The following is a 16,962-nucleotide window of genomic DNA, read 5'->3' on the forward strand; positions in this document are numbered from 1 at the left end:
TCAATTGATCAATTCGGCCATGTTACGAACCGATGCGACCACCATCGTCTTTGGTAATCACAATCGTTGCCGAACGTGGGCGTTTACCCGCGCCGTAGCCGGCATTGCTTGGCCATTGACTGGTGTACTTCGTTGGGTCAGCCACATCGGCCATCTTGGTGCCTTCACCTGGGTGTTGGATATTAATAAAAATCGCCTTGCCATCGGGGGTTTCGCATAAACCAGTGATTTCGCAATCTTTCGGGCCAACCAAGAAGCGTTTGAGTTTATCCGCAGCTGGTTTGGCGCCGACTTGCGTGACCACATTCATTACGCTGGTATCAGCCTTGGTGTAGCTCAATGTTTTCGCTGCGCCATCGCCCACCTTACCGGCAATCGCCGCCAACATCATGCAATTACTCACGTCGGTGTAGGCGCCATCATCGGTTTGAATCCAGCAAATACCGGTGTTTTGGCTAAATGCCAAACCATCAGGCGATGAAAAGTCTTGGTCATCGGTCAGGTTCGATAAATTCACCATCGCTTTATCGGCATCGGCTTCTGCGCCAAATAAGTACACATCCCAAACAAAACTACCAACAGCTGCGCCTTCTTTCATACGCAAAATGTGGCCATTTGGATTGCCCTTGCCTTTATTGCCATCGTTATCTTCGTAATAACGTGGATTAGCGCTATCAGGGGTCAATTGCGAGCTTGATGCTGGATCGATACGGCGATTGCTATTATTAGTCAGTGTTTGGTAGTACTCGCCCGTCACCGGGTTAACACCGCCCCACTCAGGTCGATCCATTTTGGTGGCGCCCACGGCATCACCGGCCAAACGGGTATTAACACAAATATCGGCCAAATCAGCAAATGAGTACGTCGCAAAGCCGGCGATCGCCGCATTACTCATCGATAGCTCAATCCATTGACCCGAACCATCAGCATTAAATTTGGCCACATACAAAGTGCCCTCATTCAGGTATTTATCACCGGTCGCCATCCGATCGGCAGGATTGGCATCCGCGGCTACCCACAGTGCTTTGGAGACAAACTTATACATGTATTCGTTACGCGAATCGTCACCCAAATACACCGTCAGCGGCTTACCGGCAACTGGCAGGCCAAACGCCGCGCTTTCATGGGCAAAGCGACCTAAAGCGCTGCGTTTTTTCAGTGGTTTGGTTTTGTCGTACGCGTCCATCTCAATGATGTAGCCTTGACCATTCATCTCATTGCGATAGTCGTCTGAACCATCGGCGGAGCCGCCGATTTTACTGATATTCCAACGCGCATATTGATCATCGCTACCTGCAGTTTCCCAGCCATGACGTGATGGATCACCCGCTTTACGGCCATACCGTTTTAATGACGTTACGCTCTTATCATTATTGCGATTGGTATCATCGGCTGCAACACGGAAGAAATAACCTGACCAGTTTTCTTCGCCCGACAAATACGTTCCCCACGGGGTTTTGCCGGTACCGCAATTATTAATGGTGCCGCGAGTTTTAGTCCCAGTTGTCGAATACTTGGTTTTCAATAAAGCACTGCCGCGCGCAGGGCCGCTCATTTCAACTTCAGTGAGCGGCGTCACGCGGCGATTAAATGCCGAACTTGGCACTGTCGCCCATTTTTTATTGCTTGCTTTCACTTCAACCACTGACAAGCCGTGAATCGCCACTTCTTTATCCACTTCGGCCGCTGGGCGTGGCAAAGCGCCGGTGCCGCCATTGGCATGCAAAAAGAACGACGACCCTTTTTCATCGGTGGTGGCTTCATGGTTCATCGCCAACAGGCCGCGCTCAATGCCAGAGCTCGACGGTTTGCCGGCCGCATCTAAACCAAAATACTCCATTCCATCGTGATGATCACCGGCACGATTTTCATAATCGCTATCGCTACCATCATTTTTATACGCCGGGGTGCTGGCCGTCAGCGGGTCGCCCAAGGCATAAATCACTTGGTAGCTATACCCCGCTGGAATCACCACTTTATCTAATAAGCTTTTGCCAACGGCGGTAAAGCCCAAGCTGGCCATAATCGGATTGACTGCCACTGGCGGTGTGGCCGTTGGCGTTGGGCTCGGCACAGGGCTGCCACTTGGGGTTGTGCTAGGCGATACTGGCGGCGGCAAAATTTCACCTGAAGAGCAGCCAACCAAACCTAAGCCCATCCCGCCTAAAGCCGCTGCGCCCGATAAGCTCATGCCCAAAAAACGACGGCGATTGATCAATCGCTGTTCAAGCACCGAATCAAATGTTGGGTTCTCTGACGTATTAGAGTTTTCATCATTAAAATTATTAGACTTAGACATTCGCTGCAATCGCCTTAGTGGTAAAAAAAGCGCTACTTTAAAGTCTAAATATGACAACATCACGCCAGTTTGATGACGGTTTTATGAAATCAGTAGTCGGCCATCCACACTAGGTATATTCAGCTAGGCTATTTTTTATCTACCCTAAAACAAAATACCCCAAGGTTTTGCCTTGGGGTATGTTTATATCCGTTTCGATTTACACCAATTTTTTAAGCGGCGACAGCTCGGCGGCGAAATAGCGGTAAGGGTTGCGCCACGCTGGATTGATAAGACTCAGTAAAATCATCCAAACCCTTGGCAGCATCGACAATGTCTTTGTCGCTACGCACGTCAAACGCGGTAAAGCCACAGCGCGACAAATAATTGATGGTATCTTTAAACACATCACCCACTGCGCGCAATTCTCCGGTAAAGCCATGCCGCTCGCGCAGCAGACGGCCAATCGAAAAACCACGGCCATCGGTAAACGCCGGAAAATCACACGCAATCATCGCAAAATGATTGGCATCAACTGGCAGGCTTTCTGGCTCGTCATCGGGTGCAAAACACACGGCCACCGCATGACCAGCAGCAGCACGCAATGTGAGTTCTTCTTGCTTAGATAGCCAGTATTGGTATGGAAGCAGCACCGCGCCTTCGCTAGGGACAGATACCACGCCCTCTTCATTGGCAACAACGCGAACCCAACGATTTGCAACCACTTCACGGTCAATAATGACTTGAGGATTTTGATCAAGCATCTGCTTTCTCCCGACGATTGGGTTTGCCTTCATACACTTTGGCTTTAAATGGCTCAGCGCCAATGCGATCAAACAAGTCGATAAACGACTCTTCGCCATTGCGATTGGCGACAAACACATTGATGATTTTTTCGATTACATCCGGCATTTCATCTTGCGCAAACGATGGGCCAAGCACCTTGGCCAAGCTGGCATCCTTGCCTTGACGGCCACCAAGCGAAACTTGGTACCATTCCGAACCGTTTTTATCGACGCCCAAAATGCCGATATTGCCGATATGGTGATGACCGCAAGCGTTCATACAGCCCGACATATTCATGTCGATTTCGCCCAAATCATGCAGATAATCGAGGTTATCAAACCGATCTTGAATCGCTAGCGCAATCGGGATCGACTTGGCGTTCGCCAATGAACAGAAATCGCCACCCGGGCAGCAAATCACGTCGGTTAACAAACCAATATTTGGCGTGGCAAAACCAATCGCTTTGGCCGCTTCCCACAAGGCAAACAAATCAGACTGCTTCACATCGGCCAAGATCAAGTTTTGCTGATGCGACACACGCAATTCACCAAAGCTATATTGGTCGGCCAAATCAGCAACGGCAGCCAGCTGCGCGGAGGTCGCATCCCCTGGCGCTACGCCATTGGGTTTCAAACTCAAGGTCACGGCGGCGTAGCCCGCTTGTTTATGGGCAAACACATTGCGCTCAACCCAACGGCTAAAGCCTTTGCTGTCGAGTTTTTGCTGGGTGAATGCGGCATCGTCACCACTAAAGGCAATGTATGCTGGCGCAGTAAAGAACTTGTGATTACGCGCGATTTCGTCCGGCGTTAATGTCATTGGGCCGTTTTTGGTAAATGCCCATTCTTGATCGACTTTGGCGCCAAATGCTTCTGGTGTCATCGCTTTCACCAAAATCTTAATCCGCGCTTTGTATTTATTATCGCGGCGACCGTAGCGGTTATATACGCGCAAGACGGCATCCAAATACGACAGCAAATGTTCTGGCTCAAGCCAAGGCTTAATCAAGCTACCGACGATCGGCGTGCGGCCTAAACCACCACCAACGTAGATCTCAAATCCGACCTCGCCAGCGGCGTTTTTCACCACATTGATACCCACATCGTGTACCAACACGGCGGCGCGATCTTCGACTGAACCATTGACGGCGATTTTAAATTTACGCGGTAAGTGGGCAAATTCAGGGTGAAACGTCGACCATTGACGGATGATTTCACACCAAGGGCGTGGGTCAACAATCTCATCATGCGCCACACCGGCAAACTGATCGGTCGTGGTATTTCGGATACAGTTGCCCGAAGTTTGAATCGCGTGCATTTGCACTGTAGCCAGTTCAGCCAAGATGTCCGGCACGTTTTCCAGCGCAGGCCAGTTGTATTGGATGTTTTGGCGTGTGGTGAAATGCGCATAATCTTTATCATATTTACGGGCGATTTCTGCCAGCTTGCGAACTTGGCGGCTAGTCACATGACCATAAGGAATGGCCACGCGTAACATCGGCGCATGCCTTTGAATATAAAGGCCGTTTTGCAAGCGCAATGGGCGAAATTGCTCTTCGGTTAGCTCACCGGCTAAGAAGCGTTGCGTTTGATCGCGATACTGCGCTACGCGCTGGTCCACAATCTGCTGGTCGTATTCGTCGTAAATATACATCGTGGTGTGATTCCGTAATGACGGCAAAATATTTGGTCATAATACCAGTCGGCACTTATAAGCTGAATGACTGTTTTTGTCTAAGATCGAACTTTTTCGGAATATACCTAAGATCAGCAACTTGTCAGCTTTACCTGACATCGCTTTTGCTACCGACGCCCAATGAGGCGAACTCGCACAACCGCACTATTGCCGATTGTTTGCAGAGCAATCTCGGTTTAAGCTTGCGACTTTCTGCCATCCCCAAAAAGAGCCGCCCACTATGAGCAGCCGCCAAGCGATTCGTCGTCTCGACTATACCCCCCCGAGCTATTTAATTGACCGCGTTGATTTAACTTTTGAGCTGAGCGATACCCATGCCAAAGTAACATCTCGCCTGATTATTAAACGCAATCAGGGTGTGAGCGCCGATACGCCGCTGGTTTTGGATGGTGAAGCACTGACACTCGAGAGCATCAAACTCGATGGCGTTCCGCTCACTGCGAGCGATTATCAGCTCGACGATTGCAGCCTCAGCATTCCCCAAATGCCGGATGATGGCATTTTAGAAATCGTGACGCGTTTGCTACCTAGCGACAACACCAGCCTGATGGGTTTATATCAATCCAACGGTAATTTCTTTACCCAATGCGAGGCCGAAGGCTTTCGCAAAATCACTTATTACTTAGATCGCCCTGACGTAATGGCGAAATTCACCACCACCATCATTGCCGATAAAACCAAGTTTCCGGTGTTGCTATCAAACGGTAATCGCGTGGGCAGCGGTGCTTTAGACAAAAATCGCCATTGGGTGAAATGGGTCGATCCATTTAAAAAGCCAGCGTATTTATTTGCCTTGGTCGCCGGCAAATTGGTGTCGCTGTCGGGCAGCCATACCACGCCGAGTCAGCGCACGATTCAAATCGAAATTTATGTAGAACCGGGCAATTTAGATAAATGCCACCACGCGCTGGCCGCCGCGCAAAAAGCCATGGCGTGGGATGAAGCGCGCTTTGGGCTGGAATACGATCTCGATACCTATATGATTGTCGCCGTCAGCGACTTTAATATGGGCGCGATGGAAAACAAGGGCTTGAATATCTTTAATACCAAGTTCGTTTTGGCCAAGCCCGACACCGCCACTGATATTGATTTTGACGGTATTGATTCAGTAGTGGCGCATGAATATTTCCACAACTGGACCGGCAATCGCGTGACCTGCCGCGACTGGTTTCAGCTCAGCCTTAAAGAAGGCCTCACCGTATATCGCGATCAAGAATTCTCTAGCGATATCGGTAGCCGTGCCGTGCAGCGTATTTCCAATGTGCGCGCACTGCGGGAAACGCAATTTGCTGAAGATGCTGGCCCGCAAGCGCACCCAATTCGCCCCGATGAATACCTAGAAATTAATAATTTTTATACGTGGACGATTTACGAAAAAGGCAGCGAAGTGGTACGCATGTACGCCACCTTGCTCGGCACGGCCGGATTTCGCCGTGGCATGGATTTGTATTTTAAACGCCATGATGGCCAAGCCGTTACTTGCGACGATTTCCGCCGAGCAATGAGCGACGCCAATGGCGTGAACCTTGATCAATTCGAGCGCTGGTATAGCCAAGCCGGAACGCCAATCTTGTCGGTGAACGCCGATTACGACGCCGCCGCACAAACCTATACGCTCACCGTAGCGCAGCATTGCCCAGCCACGCCCGGGCAAGAACACAAACTGCCGTTTCATTTGCCGTTGGCCGTTGGCTTAATTGATCGCCGTGGCCAAGATCTACCGCTGCAATTGCAAGGCGAAGCGGTCGCTGGCAACACCACCCGCGTGTTAGAAATCCGCGAAGCGCTGCAAAGCTTTACCTTTATCAACGTGCCGTGCCTGCCGGTACCGTCGTTATTGCGCGATTTTTCAGCGCCAGTGCATTTGAATTTTGCCTATAGCGATGACGATTTGGTGTTTTTAATGGCCAATGACAGCGATGCCTTTGCGCGCTGGGAAGCGGCCAACACCTTTGCCGTGCAACTACTCAAAGCGCAATACGCTGCCGCCGGCCAAGGCGAAAAAGTCGCAGCACCAGCGGCCTTTATTGCCGCCTACCAAAAACTACTCACCAGCGATAAACTCGACCCAGCACTGGTGGCCTTAATGCTGGAATTGCCACGCGAAAACTATTTGTTTGAGCAATTGTCCGACGTTGACCCGGTGCGGTTATACGACGTTTGCCGCAGCATCAAACAACAAATCGCCCGTGAATTACGCCAAGAACTGCTCGCCGTCTACCAACGGCTGAACGACGCCACGCCTTACGTTTACGAAGGCGAACAAGTCGCAGGGCGCAGCTTAAAAAATATCTGCTTGGATTATCTGGCTGAACTCGATGAGCCGATGATTGCGTCGGTACTCGCCCGCCAATACCAGCGCGCCGACAATATGACCGATCGCCTTGCGGCACTCAAAGCGCTAGTCAATCGCGACGGCGGTGACGCCCAGCTGGCTGACTTTGCCGCACACTGGAGCACCGATGCGCTGGTGATGGACAAATGGTTTACGCTACAAGCCACCAGCCGCCGCCCCGGCGCGCTTTCGCGCGTGCAGCAGCTCACTGAGCATCCAGCGTTTTCAATCAAAAACCCGAACAAAGTGCGCTCACTCATTACCGCCTTTTGTCTGGCCAACCCACCGCACTTTCACGCTGCGGATGGCTACGGCTACGCCTTTGCTGCCGACCACATTATCCAATTGGACGCCATCAACCCACAAATCGCCGCCCGCCTTGCCAGCTGCTTTAATCGCTGGACCAAAGTCGACGCCGGCCGCCGCGAGTTAATGCAGCAAGAGCTAGAACGGATTCGCGGAACGCAAGGATTGTCGAGTGATACGTTTGAGATTGTGACGAAGGCGTTGGGGTAAAGGATGGGTTGAGCCGTATTTTGGCGATACCCATCGCTTTGAATTGATGGGTATCGCTGTGCTCAAATCTTCCTTCGTGCAGTGATGTTCAAAAGCCTAGGTAGAATATTTCGACACAACCTGCAAATAAAATGGAAGATAAATGGGCAAAAAAAGTAGATTAAAAAAAGAGCGTAGATCCCATCCAAATGCGACTGACAATCAAAATCCAATAGATAGGTTAATTTCGCTTGATAATTTTAATGGTGCTGTTTACCGTTTTTTTCCAGAAGAATGGCAGGCTGATGAATTATGCAATGGAAACATTTGGATAAGCACTCTTGAAAGCTGTCGTAAATATGAAGATCCATCACAAGGTGACTCACATGAAGCAACTCAAACATACCAATCTGGTCATATAGCTGGCGGCAGCAATGACCTAGCATTTATTGAGATGGCCTCACGTAGTGGAATATCTATCGGAGAAGGATGCTCAAACATAACAATAAGCAATTGTAACAATACTCAAAAATTATCTGATGCCTACGTTATTTGCACTACAAAGTCTTTTCAACCAGAAAATTTATCCGACACATTTGGAAAATATTGCGTAAAAATTTCAAATCCTATGATTTTTTTCAGGTTAGTTTCATTAGAATTAAATAAGTATAAATCCATTCGCGAAGGTGCAATTGGACTAATTCAGTACAAAGATAGGCATTACACTGGATTACAACCAGTTCCAGGGCCAATAGGCTTTATAAAACCACGTGATCCGTATTCAAATCAAAATGAATTCAGATTTCTATGGATTCCTCGAAATAATATTGCCTTGCACCCTTTCTCATTAAAATGTCAAAGCATTACAAAATTTTGCACCCGCATTAAATAAACCTCAACCATTGTCGGCATGACAATTAACTCGTAAACCTCACTCCCGTAGGGCCCCAATGAGCGCAGCGAATTACGCCGAAGAAGCCGAAGTCGCCGCAACCACGGTGCGATTCGCTTCGCTCATCAGCCCCCTACGTGCTTCGATGTAGGGTGTGCAAATCCGTAGGGTTTGCGCACGCGGATACCACATCAATCACCGCGCACCACACCTAAGCATCGCACTGCATAATTAAGACTCAGGGTATTTAACTGCAGCGCAATCCCAAATTGAACTACAGTTAAATACTCACGGCCATTTGCATCACCCAAGGCTACCCTAATGCGATTACGCTATGTTTATTGCACTTACCGAGCGATTTGATTGGGGGATTTTATGGGTGGTCTTGGTTTATTAATCTTGCTGATTGGCTATATTTGGCTGGCAAAAGTGGCCATTAAATGGGCCTATCATCACTTGCCACGTATGGCCGCGCTGGCGCTTCTCCTACTCTTAGTGACTCTGCCATTCATTGATGCGATTGCTGGCCGCATCATTTTGAAAGCAAAGTGCAATCAGCAAGGTGACGTGGTGGTCTTGAAGTCCATTGCCGATGTAGAGGGAATCGGTATCGCACGCAGTGTATTGGAAAGCTCCCCGTCTTATTATGGCTATCAGTATGTCGAAGGCGGCTACGCCTACACTGATGCACCTTGGATGTTTCAGCGCGCAGAAATTGATCCCGTATCCGGTCAGGTGCAAGTGATTGAGAAAATAAGCCCCAAAGCACGCTACTTGCTACTCGAAGGCCCAAGGCAGGATTCGGCATATTTTTACCAAACTCGCACCACCATCAGCGATAAATTAACTGGCCAAGTCCTCGCCTCAATGGATTGGTTTGCATTTCGTGGCGGCTGGGCAGAGCGAGTCATGATGGCATTCTCCGATGCAGGACCATCCCAAGTTGCGGCTTGCGGGAATTTTGAAGACAAAGACAAAAAGATTATTGCCATGTTGCACTCGACATTGCAGCCCAAACCCTAAATTCTCACCAACAGCCAGGCTTCTGCAAAAACTGATATACCCATCGAGAAAACATGATGTTTAATTCACCGTGATACGACTAAGCTGGCATAAAAATAAAACAGCAAGTTGCATTTTTCAAAAACCAAGCCAAGGCGTGTCAGCATGAATGAAGAAACAATTGAAATTGGTGGCATTCATTTTAACAACCGAGAGATCAATAAATACTGGATTGATGCTGAATCAACCCAAGAAAAAGCCATCAAAAATCACTACCAAGAAAACCACTACCTTGGCGGTTTTTTTGCGGTGCTATTTGCTAGTTTAATTAGCCAATATCTATCGCGAAAAAACAGCAAGCTCACACAGAAAAAATATCTCCATATCCAAACCCATCAAAATACCGCGTATTGTTTTTCAGAGAGTGAAATTGACATCAATGCCGCCCTATTTAAACTAAAAAACAATCCCCACCTCAACACACAAGGCAAATAGCGTAACGCCAATTAGCGCCGCGAAATCAAAAGCATCACCGATAATTTCTTTCTCTAGCCAAGCATCAGGGCGGCGATGCACAATGGCATCTCGACTTTATTCGAGCTGAAAATGAATTTTGCCAACGCCTGCCGTTTGACTTTACTCGCCGCGATTTGGGGTGCGTCTTTTTTGTTTTTGCGTTTAGCCGTGCCCAGCCTCGGTCCAATTTGGACCATTAGTGCGCGCATTGGCTTGGCCGCGGTGTTTTTAGCCTTGGTAGCGCAAGCACTCAAGCAAGGGTTTGCGTGGCAACACTGGCGCGAATATCTGATTTTGGGCATTTTTAATACCGCCTTGCCGTTTTTAGCCTACGGTTTTGCCGCCCGCACGCTCAATGCCTCGATGATGTCGATCCTCAATGCCACTGCGCCAATCTGGGGGGCGGTGATCATGGCGTTGATCATCCGAAAAATGCCGACTTTCAAAGTGTGCTTAGGGCTGTTGATTGGTATTTTGGGCGTGGCCATATTGGTGGGATTTGATCGGGTTGTCAGCCAAACGGGGGCCGCGCTGGGCATTGCAACGTGTTTATCTGCGACCTTGTGCTACGGCATCGCCAGCGCGTATACCAAACTCAAAGCCAGCCATATTCCTTCGTTTCAAGTGGCCCACGGCAGTATGTGGGGCGCAAGTTTATTTTTGTTGCCATTGTTTGCCACTAGCCAGCCCATCAGCACGCCCACACCTGTAGTTTGGTTGGCCATCGCCGGGCTGGCGATCTTGTGTACCGGTGCGGCGTACTTACTGTATTTTCGCCTCGTACGTGAAATTGGCGCAGCATCAACGCTAACGGTCACCTTTTTAATTCCAGTCTTTGGCATCTTGTGGGGCACGCTGTTTTTGGGTGAACACATCGGTAGCAACACGCTAATTGGCGCGCTAATCATTTTGCTCGGCACAGCCCTCGTCACTGGATTTAATCCGCTAGCGAGCCGCAAATGAGAACAACGCAGCATGAACGCGACCTTGGCTTGAAAGCACAGTAAAATGCGCATTCAAACTGAATAAGGAAAATCGTAGTGAGCATGACCGATGATGAGTTTTACGCCTTTATGGACAGCACCTTTGCCGAGCTCGAGCAAAAGCAAGTGGCATTGAGTGAAAGCTATGGCTTAGGTAATGGCGCTGGGCGCTGGTGGTTTGATCAGGCAACAGGAAAACTGCAGTTTTTTGACGCGGCTGATCAACTTGAGGCCGAAGCCGACGTGATTAACATTGGCAGTTATTCCGCCCAAGGCAATTCATGGAAATGGGCGTGGAGTAATGAAACCGTCTTGCCGGCACTGCGTGAGCGCGCCGCCAAACTCAAAGAGCTCGAAGACCTAACGGGCATTGCGCTGTTTGGTTTGGATCATGTGTTTGAAATTGGCGATGAAGCGATGGCGTGGGAGCTGACTGCGATGGCGGTGCATTTTCTCGGCGCATTGGGCTGCTACAAAGCGCCCTCTTCCACCGACAATGGCCCTGCAACATTTTTGGCGATTATGTCGATCAAGCCGCTCAGTTAGTCGTGTTTAAACGGGCCTGAGATGGATTGATCAATGCTTCGATGCGCGGACAATCCATCGCTGATGGCGCGCAAACTCCTACGAGCTTGTGCGCTAAAAAACGGCGATGTTCAGATTACGTGTTGATCGTTTTTTAAGTGCCTGCGGCACCTTGTTTTACAGTCGCAGTCCGCGACGGGGACTCACTTTTCTTGCTTCGCCAAGAAAAGTAAGCAAAAGAAGGCGACCCGAGCGCGCCCAGCTCCGCTGTGCCCTCGATTGTCGTGAGCCAAACGATAAAACTGTTTGTCTCCCTCCTCACTCGGTGCGCTTAAACGGGATTTTAAGCCCCAACTCGACGAGCGCGGCACAGCATCAACACCAAATCTGAATACTGCCTAAAAAACTTAGGTATTAGCCTCTGGCTATTTACTGCCAAGGCTTAGCGGGAAATACCGCATAAAATCAGCACAGAATCCATTACTTAAACGGGCTCAAACTCCGATACGGCGCGGCCAGTGGATCGCCAATAAACACCCCTTGCGCGGGCCATGCAACGCTTTTCCAGTAGGCTTCGACTGCCGTGGCACCGAATAAATAATGTCCCAACAAAACTTGCGGATGCGGGAATTTTTGTGGGTAGCTATACGGCTCGCTCACCGTGCCGTAGCTGGCTGTTGCCCCGCTTTCTAGCCATTTCATACTACTCATTTGCCCGCTATCGGTCAGCATGCCGCCGTAGGATGTTAAATGATCGGCCAGCGCGCCGGGAACAAAACGCAGTGTTTCTAAATCTGCCACATTCGCCAAACCCGTTTGGTAAATCAAAATATCGCTTTTATCTTTCAGCGTATTGGCCTTGATATTTTCGATTTTAATGGCAGGTTTTTTAATGATTTGACTCGGTGGAAACAAGGCCGCGCGCGAGCTGCGGGCTTGATCCGTTGTCGTTAAAAAATACGCCGTCGCTTTAGGCTGATTACCCCAAGCTTGCACCCCACGCTCAATCAATTTTTTAGCACTCGACAAATCGTTTGCCGCCAGCATCATGCTGGGGCGGATGCCCAAATCGGTAAAAGGTTGCGTGCTGGGATGATTAAAATACGGTGATTCTGGCGTTGGCTTGCCCAGATTACTGCATATGCCTTCAACGTAGCCCAGCGTAATCCCATAGGTCATCCCGATGCAGTTCACACGATACGGCTTGCTCCACGCCAGCGCCAGCGCTTGAATTTTTGGCGAAAAATAAGCGTCGATTTGCGCTTTAACTTGCTCTAGTTCGCCCTCCGTAATCCACACCCGATCTGTCGGCAGGCTGATTTCGAGAATTTGCTCTGGTGCTAAATGATGCTGAGTAGCGTAATAGTCGGCAATCTCCAGAGACAGCGGATCGTTTTTATTCACCACCAGACCCAGCTGCTCGGCTCTCAATTGATAAGCTGGCGCTGCGGACTTAGCCTGCTGCACCGCAGGCGTCGCAGCGAGCGCAGCAGCATTCAATAATGCCAAACCTAAAGCCAGTAAAACTCGCATCGCTCGCGCCAAGTTCAATAAAAAATCAATCATAGCGGCAAATGTCACTGTAATAACAAGTAAACCATAAAAAAGCCACACGACAGTGTGGCATTTCCTTGAATGAAGCGATGTTCAGGCTGGGATTGCCGCTTTTTTGTAAGGCTTAAATCCCCGCCTAACCGCGCCAGTGAGTTGGAACCGCACTTGCATCAGCGCAAATAACGCTCAATGGCACTCGCCAAGCTCGTGCAGCAATTGTTGGGCGCTGTGGCTTAAATCGCCTGATGGGTCAATGGTTAATGTGCGAGCTTGGTCCATTCTGAGGTAATTATGTTGGCTACTGCGTTTATACGCAGGGTCGTAATGTTTATGAATCAGTTCGCTAGATAGCTCGATGTCTTTCCCTGCGTCGATCAGCGCATTCCAATGCGCCAAAACAGCTTTGCCGTGCATTTCGACCAATCGGGCGAGTTTGCTTTTAAAGTTGGCAGGGTCGTTAAACAAATGGCGGTAGTCGTCGCACAAGAATCGAATTCGATCGTCATCGCTCGCTTCAATCTGAATGCAATCGGCAGCGCGAATCGCCAACATCAAGCTGGCAGGCAAATGGACTAAGCCAATGCGTTTGCTTTCCGCCTCAACAAACACCGGACGACTCGGATCAAACTGCGCCAGCTGGCGCGTTAATAGGCTATCAAACAATTTTTGTGACGGCTGCGCGCTGCTTGGGCTCGCGCCGAGCACTGAGCCACGATGCTGAGCCAGCCCTTCCAAATCCAGCGTCTGCGCGCCCGCTTGGGCTAAGGCCGTTAAAAGCCGCGTTTTGCCGCAACCGGTACGCCCAGCCAAAACGATAAAGCGCGATGCGGCAGGCAGCGCCGCCAGTTTGAGCAACACATCCGTGCGATAGGTTTTATAACCGCCTTGCAATTGGCCGGCTTTCCAGCCGATTAAATTTAAACACGTCGCCATAGACCCCGAGCGTTTGCCGCCGCGCCAGCAATAAATCAATGGCTTCCAGTTTCTGGGCTTGTCTTTAAACGTGGTGGCAAGGTGCAGACCAATATTACTGGCGACCAGACCCGCGCCGAGTTTGGTCGCCGCAAATGGGTCTTGCTTATACAGCGTACCTACAATCACCCGCTCTTCATTACTCAGCACAGGCGCATTAATTGCGCCGGGAATATGGTCGATGGCAAACTCTAGCGGCGTGCGAACGTCGATCACTTCGTCAAAATGGTTTAGATCGGCCAAGGTCGATAACATTTTTTTCACGTCTTTTCACCTTATCCACTCAATCGGTGGATTATCCCACCTACACGGCAGCCGTGGCTAAATTCATCCCGATGCCCTCTCGCCAAAGCACGACAGGGCTGCTATCTTGGGCCATTGGTTTCTGATTTAGGGGTGGTAATGAGCACAAAATTAACAACTTTATCGCACGGTGGTGGTTGCGGCTGCAAAATTGCGCCGGCGGTATTATCTGAAATGCTGTCAAAACTCCCCACTGCGGCGATGTTTCCCAAACTGTTGGTCGGCACCGAAACCGCCGATGATGCCGCAGTGTATTGGCTCAACGACGAGCAAGCATTAGTCGCAACCACGGATTTTTTTATGCCGATTGTGGATGATGCTTTTGATTTTGGCCGTATCGCCGCCACCAATGCCATCTCGGATATTTATGCCATGGGCGGCACGCCGATTATGGCGTTAGCGATTGTCGGCATGCCGGTTAATGTGTTGCCGATTGAAGATATCCAACAAATCTTGGCCGGCGGCGCTGCCGTTTGCGCCGCTGCTGGCATCCCGATTGCTGGCGGACACTCGATTGATGCGCCAGAGCCGATTTATGGTTTGGTCGCCATGGGCTTGGTACACCCCAAACAGCTGAAAAAAAACAGTGACGCCCAAGCTGGCGATGTGCTGATTTTAGGCAAGCCCTTGGGCATCGGTATTTTGGGGACCGCCATGAAAAAAGGGCTGCTCGATGCTGCGGGCTATCAACAGCTGATTGATACCACGACTCAGCTGAATAAAGTCGGCAGTGATTTAGCCAAACTTGCTGGTGTGCACGCGCTAACCGACGTCACCGGCTTTGGTCTACTCGGCCATGTATTAGAAGTTTGCCGTGGCGCTCAACTCACCGCGCAAATTTGTGCCGATGATTTACCGCTATTGTCGGCGGCCGTTGGTTTTGCCCAGCAAGGCATCGGCCCTGGCGCCATTGAGCGCAATTTAGCCAGCTTTGGCCCCGATGCTGAATTTGCCGCCAGCGTTGCCGATTGGCAGCAGCGCATCATGGCCGATGCACAAACCTCCGGTGGCTTATTAGTGGCCTGCTCCGCCGACGCGGCCGACGCAGTCATGGCTTTATTTCAAGCACAAGGCTTTGCTCAAGCGGCAGTGATTGGCTCCTTGCAAGTGGGAGCAGCTAAGGTGAGCGTGGTTTAAAAGCCGTACTCTCGCCCCAACAAAAAGCCCAAGTGATGCAGCAGCATCGCTTGGGCTTATTCATTGATACGATGGTAAAACCCGCCATATCGCCAGCCATTTAAACAGCAAAATGCAGGCGTTGTTTTGGTGTTGATGCTGTGCCGCGCTCGTCGGTCTGGGGCTTAAAAACCCGTTCAAGCGCACCGAGTGAGGAGGGAGACAAACAGTTTTATCGTTTGGCTCACGATCGATCGAGGGCACAGCGGAGCTGGGCGCGCTCGGGTCGCCTTTCTTTCCCCCTCTTTCTTTGGCGAGTCAAAGAAAGAGGGTCCCCGTCGCGGACTGCGACTGTAAAAAACCGTGCCGCAGGCACTTAAAACCAACCCTACCTAACCCAAAAAACCAGTGGTATTCACCGCTAGACCATAATCAACCAAGTTCTGCGAGCAATACCCTTATTGCACGGAGCCGGTAGCTGGGCTATCGGCATAGAGTGCACCGATATCCACGGCGTCAAACTCGTATTCTTTACCGCAGAAATCACACACGATATGCACATTACCGCGCTCGGCTAAGACTTCATCCACTTCATCGCGTTCCATCAATTTAATCATGCCGGCAACGCGGTGACGCGAGCAAGAGCAGGCAAAACGAGGCGTAGTGGGTTCAAATACGCGCACGCTGTCTTCATGAAATAAACGATACAGCACTTCACGCGCCGGTAGTTCCAGCAGCTCTTCTGGCTTAACGGTTTCTGCCAGCGTCACCAAATGTTCATACGATTGGGTTTCGTCCGCTTCCGCCGGCATTTTTTGCAGCATCATGCCTGCGGCCATTTTGTTGTCGCTTTTGGCATCGCTGCACGCCAACCACAACCGCGTTTCTAGCTGCTCAGACGCGCTCATATAGTGCTCGATAATTTGCGCCACAGACTGGCCACGCTCCATACCCACCACGCCTTGATACGCCTCGCCCACGGTTGGATCGAGCGTAATCATAAAGCGACCCCGTCCGAGTAATTCAGCCAAGGAAGTGCCTGGACCAAAAGTTTGGATTTTGTCAGCGTCCCAGCGTGCAGTAGCACGCATGGTGCGATCGGATGTGAATTCAATCACGATCAATTGCACGGCACCAGTACCATGCATTTGCATAATCAAAGTGCCGTCAAATTTGAGCATCGCCGACAGCAAGGCGCTGGCCGCCATCAATTCACCAATAATTCGTTGCAGCACCAGCGGGTATTGATGCCGCGCGAGCACTTCTTTGTAGGTGGCATCAAGTTGCACTAATTCACCGCGTACTGGGGCTTTATCAAACAGGAAACGCTCTAAAATATCTTTCATTCGATTCTCTTTATTCATTCATAAGGTAAAGGCCAACAATCAACACCACAGGCGATCAACGCGATTGCCAAGCAACAGGCTTGAAAAAACCAGTGGGAGCCAACTGCCCTCACGATTTCATGCGAATGCGCCGTAACGACAATAGCAACGCCTCACAACAACGT

General features: G+C 50.2%; 13 protein-coding genes. 7 read left to right on the forward strand and 6 right to left on the reverse strand.

Going from position 1 to position 16,962, the window contains the following annotated elements:
• Positions 1–22: 22 nt before the first annotated feature.
• The 3 genes from HQN60_RS02080 to HQN60_RS02090 form a co-directional block, all read right to left on the reverse strand.
• Positions 23–2,299, reverse strand: coding sequence for a PhoX family protein (locus tag HQN60_RS02080; protein WP_173532133.1), 2,277 nt, complete (start codon positions 2,297–2,299; stop codon positions 23–25).
• Positions 2,300–2,511: 212 nt separating this feature from the next.
• A complete protein-coding gene (locus HQN60_RS02085) occupies positions 2,512–3,042 on the reverse strand; it encodes a DUF934 domain-containing protein (RefSeq protein ID WP_173532134.1) in 531 nt (176 codons plus the stop codon).
• On the reverse strand, positions 3,035–4,717 hold the full coding sequence (locus HQN60_RS02090) for a nitrite/sulfite reductase (protein WP_173532135.1): 1,683 nt from the start codon (positions 4,715–4,717) through the stop codon (positions 3,035–3,037). The genes HQN60_RS02085 and HQN60_RS02090 overlap by 8 nt, the downstream gene beginning before the upstream one ends.
• A 262-nt stretch (positions 4,718–4,979) precedes the next feature.
• Here HQN60_RS02090 and pepN point away from each other — a divergent pair, with 262 nt between their 5' ends.
• The 6 genes from pepN (at position 4,980) to HQN60_RS02120 (ending at position 11,528) form a co-directional block, all read left to right on the forward strand.
• Positions 4,980–7,610: an aminopeptidase N gene (gene pepN, locus HQN60_RS02095; protein ID WP_173532136.1), complete on the forward strand. Its 2,631-nt coding sequence runs from the start codon at positions 4,980–4,982 to the stop codon at positions 7,608–7,610.
• Positions 7,611–7,752: 142 nt separating this feature from the next.
• Positions 7,753–8,481 (forward strand): hypothetical protein, encoded by a 729-nt coding sequence (locus HQN60_RS02100; RefSeq protein ID WP_173532137.1) that lies wholly within the window; start codon positions 7,753–7,755, stop codon positions 8,479–8,481.
• Positions 8,482–8,856: 375 nt separating this feature from the next.
• Complete coding sequence (locus HQN60_RS02105; protein ID WP_173532138.1) at positions 8,857–9,504, forward strand: hypothetical protein; 648 nt, start codon at positions 8,857–8,859, stop codon at positions 9,502–9,504.
• Between the two features lie 144 nt (positions 9,505–9,648).
• Positions 9,649–9,978 carry a hypothetical protein gene (locus HQN60_RS02110; protein WP_173532139.1) on the forward strand — a complete coding sequence of 110 codons (330 nt, stop codon included), beginning with the start codon at positions 9,649–9,651 and terminating at the stop codon, positions 9,976–9,978.
• 111 nt (positions 9,979–10,089) lie between these two features.
• Positions 10,090–10,962, forward strand: a complete 873-nt coding sequence (locus tag HQN60_RS02115) for a DMT family transporter (RefSeq protein ID WP_173532140.1) — start codon at positions 10,090–10,092, stop codon at positions 10,960–10,962.
• A gap of 83 nt (positions 10,963–11,045) precedes the next feature.
• Complete coding sequence (locus HQN60_RS02120; protein WP_173534563.1) at positions 11,046–11,528, forward strand: DUF6882 domain-containing protein; 483 nt, start codon at positions 11,046–11,048, stop codon at positions 11,526–11,528.
• A 459-nt stretch (positions 11,529–11,987) separates the two neighbouring features.
• On the opposite strand, the gene HQN60_RS02125 is transcribed toward HQN60_RS02120, so the two are convergent.
• Positions 11,988–13,040, reverse strand: a complete 1,053-nt coding sequence (locus HQN60_RS02125; protein ID WP_173532141.1) for a TIGR03790 family protein — start codon at positions 13,038–13,040, stop codon at positions 11,988–11,990.
• 207 nt (positions 13,041–13,247) lie between these two features.
• On the reverse strand, positions 13,248–14,288 hold the full coding sequence (mnmH, locus tag HQN60_RS02130) for a tRNA 2-selenouridine(34) synthase MnmH (protein WP_173534564.1): 1,041 nt from the start codon (positions 14,286–14,288) through the stop codon (positions 13,248–13,250).
• 147 nt (positions 14,289–14,435) lie between these two features.
• On the opposite strand from mnmH, the gene selD reads away from it, so the two are divergent.
• Positions 14,436–15,473 (forward strand): selenide, water dikinase SelD, encoded by a 1,038-nt coding sequence (gene selD, locus HQN60_RS02135; RefSeq protein WP_173532142.1) that lies wholly within the window; start codon positions 14,436–14,438, stop codon positions 15,471–15,473.
• Positions 15,474–15,910: 437 nt separating this feature from the next.
• On the opposite strand, the gene hslO is transcribed toward selD, so the two are convergent.
• Positions 15,911–16,798, reverse strand: a complete 888-nt coding sequence (gene hslO, locus HQN60_RS02140; protein WP_173532143.1) for an Hsp33 family molecular chaperone HslO — start codon at positions 16,796–16,798, stop codon at positions 15,911–15,913.
• Positions 16,799–16,962 lie beyond the last annotated feature (164 nt).

The sequence above is a fragment of the Deefgea piscis genome (assembly GCF_013284055.1).
GTDB classification, from domain to species: domain Bacteria; phylum Pseudomonadota; class Gammaproteobacteria; order Burkholderiales; family Chitinibacteraceae; genus Deefgea; species Deefgea piscis.